Origin of the sequence: Desulfoscipio geothermicus DSM 3669 (assembly GCF_900115975.1) — a bacterium.
In the GTDB taxonomy this organism is placed as follows: Bacteria; Bacillota; Desulfotomaculia; order Desulfotomaculales; family Desulfallaceae; genus Desulfoscipio; species Desulfoscipio geothermicus.
In genome coordinates, this window is sequence record NZ_FOYM01000001.1 from 290,700 (window position 1) to 300,135 (window position 9,436).

A 9,436-nucleotide genomic window follows, 5' to 3' on the forward strand; every position below is an offset into this window, starting at 1 on the left:
AAGTCCGCGCAAGATCCACGTCGAATTTCTGCGTTGGCTCGGCTTTTGCGGTGCTCACGTATTATGTATACGCTCCGCTCCTCAAGACCTTCGCCGCCTTGAACTTCTCGTGTCTCTCGTGTTCCTTTTCGAACACTCACTTAAACTAATCAATTTGCGTTAATTGTACTATTTGCCGGACAACCCTTTTTTCAATGCCGGCAGCTTTAATTTCTCTTTTAACAAACCGGTTTTACTTTTCAAGTCATCCAGGAGGGTATAAACCACCGGCACCACAACCAGGGTCAACAGGGTAGATGTAATTAAACCGCCGATAATGGCGTGAGCCATGGGTGCCCTGGTTTCCGCCCCTTTCCCCAGTGCAAGGGCCAGCGGGACCATACTTAAAATCATGGCCGAGGTGGTCATGATAATGGGGCGCAGCCTGGTGAGAGCCGCTTTTTGCAGAGCCTCGTTCCGCTCTGTGCCTCTGGCGCGTTCTTGCTTGGTAAAGTCAATCAGCAAGATAGCATTTTTGGTTACCAGCCCCATAAGCATGATAATTCCTATCATGGACATGATACTTAAATCACTGCCTATAATCAGCAGCGAGAAAATGGCCCCCACTATCGCCATGGGCAGTGCAAGCATAATGGAGAAGGGGTCAATATAGCTCTCAAACTGCGCTGCCAGGATGAAGAAGATAAACATCACTCCGGTAAAAAGCGCCAACCCCATGGTGCTAAAAGTATCTTCCATTCTTTCGGATTCACCTCCGGCATATATGCGGTAGCCATCGGGAACCTCCAACTCTTTATTAATTCGCTCCATAAACTTTTTGTTGAACTCTCCCAGAGATATCCCTTCCAGGTTGGCCCCCAACTGTATTTCTTTACTGCGGTCAAAACGCTTGATCACGCTGGGCGCGGTACTGAACACCGTTTCGGTAACCTGGCTTAAGGGAACCATTACAGAATTGCCATTTTCATCCTGGTAAGAGCTCATTATATAGATTTGGTTTAAATCAGTTAAATTTTTCCGCTGTTCTTCTTTTAAAACAACCCTTACATCAAAGCGGTCATCCTCTTCCTCAAATTGGCTGACCACCACCCCGTTGAACAAGGTACGCAAGGTGTCCGCCACCTGGGCTGTGGAAACGCCCAAATCTGCAGCCACATCCTGTTTAATATTCAGGCTGACTTCCGGCTTCCCCGGTTTATAACTGCTGCTAACATCCACTGCGCCGGGTATGCTTTCCATAATCCGCATAGCTTCTTCCGCCATGGGTATCAACTTTTCCATATCATCGCCCAGCAGGCTGAGTTGCACGGGTTTTCCCTCATCCAAACCCGCCTGTTCATTAATATATACCCGGGCGCCGGGTATATTATTTACTTTTCGCCTCATATCAGCAACTATTTCACTCTGGCTTCTTTTACGGTCATATTTATCCACCAGCTTTACATATATACCCACGCTGTCGGATTCTACGGTTGAGTATGTTTTTATCACTTCCGGGTAACTGCTGATCATTTGCTCCAGCTTACTTGCTATTTCACCCGCCGCCTCCAGGGTTAGCCCGGCATCCAAATCAGCAGACACCCTGAATTCACCATAATCTCCCGAAGGCACGAAAGTGGACCCCAAAAAAGGAATCAACATAATGCTACCCACAAATAACAGCACGGCAACGGCCAATGTTTTAAGACGGTTTCTCAGAACCACCTTGAGTAATCGGGAGTAGTTGACACTCAAACCGTCGAATTTGCGGTTGAACCAGAGTAAAAATTTGCCGAGAGGCCCTCTAGGAACATCTTCCTCGTCTTTCAGATACCGGGAGGAAAACAGGGGCACCAGCGTAAATGAAACCAGCAGCGAAACAAGAACAGCACAAACCGCAGTAATGCCGAACTGCTTGAAAAACTGGCCCACTATTCCGGTCATCATGCCCACGGGCAAAAACACCGCGACAACGGTAAAGGTGGTGGCCATCACTGCCAACCCTATCTCAGCCGCACCCTCCTTTGCCGCCGCAAAGGAGCTTTTACCCATACGCTTGTGCCGCACAATGTTTTCAATGACGACAATGGAATCATCTATCAACAAGCCGATAGATAAAGACAGGGCCATCAGTGACATGAAATTAAGTGTAAAACCAAGTATTTTCATGGCAAAAAAAGTGGTAATAATGGAGGTGGGGATGGCCAGTGCGCCGATCATGGTGCTGCGCCAATCGCGCAGAAATATAAATACGGTAACAACAGCCAATATGGCGCCCTCAATAAGAGTGCGCACCACGTCGTTTACCGAATCTCTGATATATACCGAGTTATCGGCAACTATTTCCAGGTTGACGCCGGGAGGAAGATTGCCTTGAATATTTTCCACTACTTCTTTAATTTTTTCTGCAACTTCCACCGTGTTGGTACCTGATTGTTTAACCACATCAATGCCAATGGCCGGTTTGCCCTGGTAACGGGAAATACTGTCCCTTTCCTCCACCCCGTCCACCACGGAGGCTATGTCTTTAACGTAAAGCTGCACACCGTTGCGCCGGGCTACAGGCAGATCGGCAAAATCTTCTGCTTTTTTTGTTTCACCCGCGGTGCGAATAGTTATCTCCCGGTTGTTGCCGCTTAATTTCCCCCCGGGAACTTCCATGTTTTCACTGCGCAAACTGCTTACCACTTCATACGGCGTGAGATGATAAGCGGCCAGCTTTTCCTTATCCAGGTAGATTTTTATTTCCCTTTCCTCTGCACCGTAAATATTTATGTCCCCTACACCGTTTATGGTTTCCAGCGCGTTTTTTATCTCGTCATCAACGATGGTGGTCAGTTCTCTTAGAGATGTGGCACCGGTAACGGCCAGGGACACAATGGGTGCTGCCGAGGGGTCAAACCTGGAAATAACAGGTTCTTCAATGTCCAGCGGTAATTCCCCTCTGATTGTGCCCAGTTTATCCCGCACATCCTGGGCAGCCACATCCGGCGGCGTTTGCAGCGTAAACTCCGCCACCACAGTGACAACCCCTTCCTGCACAGTGGTATATATATGCTTGACCCCCGAGATTTGCCCGATAGCTTCCTCTAACTTCAAAGCAACCTTGGTTTCCATCTGTTCGGGAGATGCTCCCGCTTGAACCACTGTTACAGCCACATAGGGGAATTCCACTTCCGGGTAATCGTTAATATTCAAGTCCAAATAACTAATCAGTCCCAGAAGCACCAAAGCCAAAATGGTTACCGTGGCAAAGACCGGCCTTTTTAAACTTATGTTGGTCAAAAACATAGCCTAGCCCTCCCGCTCCCGGGTGATTTTTATCTTATCCCCGTCTTTCAGCTTATTGACATTGGTTACTACCACCCGTTGTCCTTCGGCAAGGCCGGACTTGATTTCAACAAATTGTCCAATTAACTGGCCAATTTCCACCTGCCGGCGCTTAACTTGTTCACCGTCTACCAGGAACACAAAAAACATGCCTTGTTTACCGGTCAGCGCCGCCCTGGGCACCGCCGGCACTTTTTTCGATTCTCCTGTTTTCAAAAGCACTTTGACAAACATGCCGGGCTTTAACAGATGCTCTTCATTATCCACTTTAATTTTCGTTTCAAATACCCGGGCGGCTTTATTTACAGAGGGGTTCATAACGGACACCGCGCCTTTGAATTTGCGGTCGCCGTAAGCGTCCACCGTCACTTCGGCCGGCAAACCCGGCTTAACGTGCGCCATCTGTTCTTGCTCGATATTTACCACAGCATACACGTAAGACATGTCTTCCACCATCATTAAAGGAGTCCCCGCTGCTATCACCTGACCGGTGGTGACATTTCGGTTTGCCACAAATCCATTGATAGGCGAAGTAACAGTGGTGCTGTTTAAAGATTCCCGGGCATTGGCCACCGCGGCAGATGCTGCTTCAGCGTCTGCTTCGGCCAATTTTAATGCGGTTTGAACGTCATCAAAATCCTTTTGGGCGATCGCGCCTTCATGGTATAACTGTTCCATGCGCTCATAATTTATTTTAGTGGTATGTAAGTTTGCTTCCGCTTTCTTTAAAGCTGCAAGAGCGTTAGTCAAACCATTTTTGTGCTCAGTATTTTCCAGCAGCACCAGCGGCTGACCGGCTTTAACAAAATCGCCGTTTTCCACCATCACTTTACTTACTTTGCCGGGTATTTTGGCGCTGATAATGGCTTCATCCTTGGCCTCAACAGTTCCGGTCAGGGCCAGAGTGTTCTCTTTAGTCACCTTCGCCACTTCCGCAGCCAATACTGTATGCACATATTGTTCCGGCTGTTGTACCGGTTTGCTTTTACTCCATATGGTCCCTTTGAATAAACCCAATGCCAATATGGCAACCAGCGGAATTAACAAAAATTTAAATTTGCTGTTCATTCTTTACCCCTCGTTCCCTGGCTGGTAATTTTTGGCCAATATGCCGCGCAAAATAATACTTTTTATATCTTCCCTGGCTTTTTTAAAAGTTAAATTGTTCTCAGTCAAAAAATCGGTTTCAAGTAACCCCTCTATGGATTTGTGCATTACCAGGTCAATAACTGCCGGGTGAATATCCGGTTTAATATCTCCCTTTTCAATGCCATGCATTAACAATTTTCTTACCTGCTCGCGGTGAAACTGCATTTTATCCTGGATTTTAACCCATTCCTCGGGAAAAAACCGCCGTAATTCAGTCACCATCCAATCAGGTGGTTCCTCCCTTTCCATACTGATTATCGCCTCCAGCTTTTCCAGCCAATCACCTTCTTTTTGCATAATTTGCATCACATAATCTTGTTTCCTTTTTAAAGCATTGTCTACCACCTCACTGATAAGTTGCCTTTTGCTGTCAAAATACTTGTATATAGTCTTTTTGCTGATACCTAAATTGGAAGCGATATCATTGACGGTAAATCTCCTGAAGCCAAATTTTAATATTTGCATATCAGCCTCTTGTATTATGCGTTCTTTCAAAAGCTTAACCTCCCTCAAGAAACTAATATGTTTTCCTTGGTTTCCATAATTAAGTTTACTGGTAAAGTTGCCACAGGTCAAGAAAATATTATCCTTTAATCAAAGATTTCTTCCATTAACTTGAACAGGAGGTGTTTCTTTTTCTTGTGGTTAGTACTTGTGGTAACCGTGATTGCCGCCGTGGTGGTAGTCGTGCTGCTTGCGGTAAAAAAATAAGTTTGCACTCCCATTTATAAGCACCACTTATAAATCACATCATTACTTGATATTTCCATTCGGCCCTTAATGATGATATGTTTTAACTATAGCTATAGTTTGCTTCCTGGGGAGTTTAGGAGGTAATTTTAGTGTCACAAGAAACAATATTTAATTCAAGAAAATAAATTGCCAGGGGTTCGGTATAAGGCCTCGGATTGACCTGTGTTGCCAGGCCAGGGCTTCAGGCATGGCCGAAAGGAACTTTTTACACCAAGTCTAAGAATATTATCAAAAAGTTTGGGAATATAACTTTTATCCCAATAGTTATAGAATTATTGTTAATAATTTGGCCAATGTGCGTAAAGGAGGCATTTCTGATGGGCAAACTGAAAGTTCTTTTCCATTTAAACGAACCTGAAAAGTGGCAAGGGACATTTTCAAGCATCATTAATTTTGTTAAAGATGTAGGACAAGAGAATGCGGATATTGAGGTTGTGGCTAACGGCGCTGCGGTTTCTGCTTTTAGTGAAAAATGCCGAATCGCAGGAGGTTCAGGGGAAACTTCAACGAGTTGTGGAAAAGCAACTGGAGAACTATATGAAGAAATGAATAAATTAGCCCAAATGGGAATAAGATTTGTTGCCTGCCGAAACGCTCTTAGGATGCATTCCTTAGATGAAAACATGCTACCCCCTTTTATTACGGTAGTTCCGGCGGGTATAACAGAGATTGCCAAAAAGCAAGCTGAAGGATACGCGTATATCAAAACCTAAGCGCAAAGAAACAGTTGAAAATTACTCAAGCGACCTCCGCTGCTGTAACATTCACCTCTTGGATGAATGCTACAGCTAATCCACGCAAAGTCAACTCCTAAACTTAAAGCTTCCGCCTAAAGACGGAGGTTTTAGACCTGGCGCTTGGCAAATAACGACGCCATATGGTATGAAATCTCGGATATGTTTACTAATTAGGAGGTGCAAAAGTCATTGTCGGTAAAAAATAGCAATGAAATTATTTTGCAGAACCGGGTTCTTGTCGATGTTACCATAAACCCGATGAGCCGGAAGCATTATATTGAACTGGATCCACCCAGTTTATTAAACAATCATGCGGATGTTGACAGATTAATGGCGGCATTAATTGACCGGTATCATAACCTGAAAGTACCTTTGGACTTGATGAACAAAGTGGGTGAAGTATTACGCCAGGCAGCTTGGCGGGTAACAGTGACGGTGGCTGATTTCGGGGGAAATTGGCAAATGATTGATATCGAGCCCGGTGACAAGACGGAGCGCCATTTCGGGCTGGCGGTAGATCTGGGAACGACCACCGTGGTAGGTTACCTGGTAGATTTGACCTCTGGGAAAATATTGGGTTCCGCTGCTGAGTATAATGAACAGGTCCGGTATGGAGAAGATATATTGACCAGAATTTACCTGGCCGGCACCCCGGAGGGCAGAAAACAGCTGCAGGACGCAGTAGTGAACACATTAAATAATATTATTAACCGCCTGGTGCGGGAATTTAAAATAAAGAACCTGGAAATTAGTGCCGTCACCGTGGGTGCCAATACTACGATGGTACACTTGCTTTTAGGGCTTGATCCCTCCCGAATCTGCATGGAACCATATATACCGGTTGTTAATCTGCCGGGCTGCGTTAACGCATCTGAACCCGGTCTGGCAGTTAACCCCAAAGCGCCTCTTTATTGTTTGCCAGGGGTTGGAAGTTATGTGGGCGGAGATATAACCGGCGGTATTCTGGCCAGCGGAATGTACCAAAAACCGGAACTGGCTGTTTTTATCGATATCGGTACCAATGGGGAAATGGTATTGGGGAACAGTGAATGGCTTGCGGCGTGTGCCGGAGCAGCCGGCCCTGCACTGGAAGGCGGTGTTGCCCACGACGGCATGCGGGCCGAACCGGGAGCCGTTTACCAGGTACGAATTGATGCGGAAACCGGGAAGGTGGTCTATCGAACTATAGGTGGGCAAAAGGCCGCGGGTATTTGCGGTTCCGGATTGATAGATTGCCTGGCTGAATTGTTGCTGGCCGGAATCATCGATCGGGCGGGTAAGTTCAGGGACACTGAAAAGGAATTTGTCGTAGTGCCGGCATCTGAATCTGCCACCGGAAAAGATATTACTTTTACCCAGACCGATATTGATAATATCATGCGCACCAAGAGCGCTGTTAATACAGCTTTGGAAGTATTGCTTGAAAGTGTGGGATGCCAATTGGCTGATATAGAAACTTTTTATGCAGCAGGAGCTTTTGGGCAGTACCTGGACCTGGAATCAGCCATAACCATAGGATTGTATCCGGACTTGCCCCGGGAACGAATGATCCGGCTAGGTAACAGTTCCGGGGAAGGAGCCAGACTGGTGCTGATATCCGATGACAGCAGACGGGAGGCCGAGAAGATAGCGCGCAGCATAACGTATTTTGAGCTTAACGCCAGCGAGGTATTTATGAATAAGTTTGTGGGCAGTAAATTTCTACCCCATACCAATCTTGATTACTATCCCACCGTAAAAGAAAAGATGCTCCGGCGGGGACTGTTGCGCGATTAGACCATACTGATGATGGTGACAAAGGAGCAGTTAGAATTGAATAGGAAGGATAATGAAAATAGATGCCGCCAAACAGGCGAACGGCAGCATATACAAGAACACCTGGCGAACGAGCGAACTTTCCTGTCATGGATCCGTACTTCTGTAGCCATTTTGGCCTTTGGTTTTGTAATTGAAAAGTTTTCGGCATATTTACGGTTCTTGGAATATCAGGGCAGCATGTTTTCCACTCCGACCAGAGGGGTAGCAGCTTATCTGGGAGTGGCTTTCAGCATCATGTCAGGGTTGGTTGTAATCCTGGCTGCCGCCCGTTACCTGCAAACGCGCTCCCAGATTAACCAGGGTACATACCGTCCTTCACTTACGGCTGACTTGTTGCTGGCTGCCACGTTATTATTAGTTACGGTACTGGTAGTGATTTATCTGTTGCGCACACCTCTTCCCCGTTGATTCTTTGAGTGCGTAGCCCGGGTAGAAGATGAGCATGAAAAGCGCTTCAGATTAATAATCCTCATAGAATAACTTGAAAAAAGGCCCGGGTGGTTACTACCGGGCATATTTCCGGTGCTTTCGGAACCCTCATGGATATGCCCGCAATTACGGCTCTTCCAGTGTACCGTTCATTCTCTCTTGGCAATTTTACCTTCCCCTTTTACCTTCCTTTAGATTCTGTAAAGCGACCCGATATAGTAGAATTGTCGCTCCTTCCTTCCCATGCTAAAAGGAAAGAACTTCCGGCGGTTTTAAAGCCATAAATCCCGGTTCCAGGGGCAGAAAAGTGTGCATGAGAAATTACCCTTATAAATATAAGTACCTCATTATAAGACTTATTATCATCAGGTATTTCCAATCCCGCCAATTGTTGCGGTAAACTTTAGAAAGAAATTTGAGGGGAGGATTGAGATGCAGGTTGCAGTTCTTCAGCGTAAAGATTTTCTTCACGGTAGCATCCAAGGACTCGTTCTAACTATGGTAGTGGGAGTCCTTGCCCAAAACATTATCCACATACCTCTTTTGTCAGTACCCGGGCCGATGGTTATTGCTATTTTAGTTGGAATGGCCTGGCGGGCATTTATGGGAATCCCCAAATATGCCAACACAGGAATAAGCTTCGCGAGCAAGAGACTCCTGCGCTATGGTATTGTTTTAATGGGTGTTCGTCTTAACTTAGATGCCATTATTGCTACAGGTCCCCAAATCATTCTCCTGGATGCATCGGTAATTATTATGGCCGTTGTTATTATATGCTATCTAGGAAGAATACTGGCTGTTGAAGAAAAATTGGCCTTACTGACAGCAGTAGGGACAGGAATCTGTGGAGCCGCTGCTGTTGCTGCGGTCGCGCCAACGATTAAAGCGAATCAGGATGAAACTGTGGTATCTGTGGCGAGTGTTGCTGTTTTGGGGACCATTGGCAGTATTTTATACATTCTGTTAAAACCGTTTCTGGGGTTAAGTTTAAACGAATACGGTATTTTTGCGGGATCAACCTTGCACGAAGTAGCCCATGTGGTAGCAGCATCTCAGCCGGCAGGTGAATCTGCGGCCAATATGGCTATTTTAACCAAACTCGGTCGGGTGGCACTATTAATTCCCGTTACTCTTGGGATTAGTCTTTGGTTTAACATGAGGGATGCAAGGAAGGAACAAAGCGCCGGATCGCAGGGCTTGTCAATTCCCTGGTTTATTTTCGGCTTTTTAGGCCTGAGTTG

The 9,436-nt window shown here is 46.1% G+C and carries 7 protein-coding genes; 4 read left to right on the forward strand and 3 right to left on the reverse strand.

The genetic code is table 11. The features are described 5' to 3' along the window. Nucleotides 1-168: 168 nt before the first annotated feature. The 3 genes from BM299_RS01395 to BM299_RS01405 are packed head-to-tail and all read right to left on the reverse strand — an operon-like array spanning nucleotide 169 to nucleotide 4,953. Nucleotides 169-3,270, reverse strand: a complete 3,102-nt coding sequence (locus BM299_RS01395) for an efflux RND transporter permease subunit (RefSeq protein ID WP_092481656.1) — start codon at nucleotides 3,268-3,270, stop codon at nucleotides 169-171. A 3-nt stretch (nucleotides 3,271-3,273) separates the two neighbouring features. Next, complete coding sequence (locus BM299_RS01400) at nucleotides 3,274-4,377, reverse strand: efflux RND transporter periplasmic adaptor subunit (protein WP_092481657.1); 1,104 nt, start codon at nucleotides 4,375-4,377, stop codon at nucleotides 3,274-3,276. A gap of 3 nt (nucleotides 4,378-4,380) precedes the next feature. Continuing rightward, on the reverse strand, nucleotides 4,381-4,953 hold the full coding sequence (locus tag BM299_RS01405; protein WP_092481658.1) for a TetR/AcrR family transcriptional regulator: 573 nt from the start codon (nucleotides 4,951-4,953) through the stop codon (nucleotides 4,381-4,383). Nucleotides 4,954-5,528: 575 nt separating this feature from the next. On the opposite strand from BM299_RS01405, the gene BM299_RS01410 reads away from it, so the two are divergent. The 4 genes from BM299_RS01410 to BM299_RS01425 form a co-directional block, all read left to right on the forward strand. Next, a complete protein-coding gene (locus BM299_RS01410; protein ID WP_092481659.1) occupies nucleotides 5,529-5,924 on the forward strand; it encodes a DsrE family protein in 396 nt (131 codons plus the stop codon). Nucleotides 5,925-6,137: 213 nt separating this feature from the next. After that, nucleotides 6,138-7,724: an ASKHA domain-containing protein gene (locus tag BM299_RS01415; protein WP_281246346.1), complete on the forward strand. Its 1,587-nt coding sequence runs from the start codon at nucleotides 6,138-6,140 to the stop codon at nucleotides 7,722-7,724. 36 nt (nucleotides 7,725-7,760) lie between these two features. Continuing rightward, nucleotides 7,761-8,174, forward strand: coding sequence for a YidH family protein (locus BM299_RS01420; RefSeq protein ID WP_245779593.1), 414 nt, complete (start codon nucleotides 7,761-7,763; stop codon nucleotides 8,172-8,174). 453 nt (nucleotides 8,175-8,627) lie between these two features. After that, nucleotides 8,628-9,436: YeiH family protein (locus tag BM299_RS01425; RefSeq protein WP_092481660.1), on the forward strand; the 809-nt coding region annotated here is incomplete at its 3' end.

Excerpts from the sequence above, each read along its gene's own strand:
- BM299_RS01395 (WP_092481656.1), bottom strand. The coding sequence starts at position 3,270 with ATGTTTTTGACCAACATAAGTTTAAAAAGGCCGGTCTTTGCCACGGTA.
- BM299_RS01400 (WP_092481657.1), bottom strand. The coding sequence starts at position 4,377 with ATGAACAGCAAATTTAAATTTTTGTTAATTCCGCTGGTTGCCATATTG.
- BM299_RS01410 (WP_092481659.1), top strand. The coding sequence starts at position 5,529 with ATGGGCAAACTGAAAGTTCTTTTCCATTTAAACGAACCTGAAAAGTGG.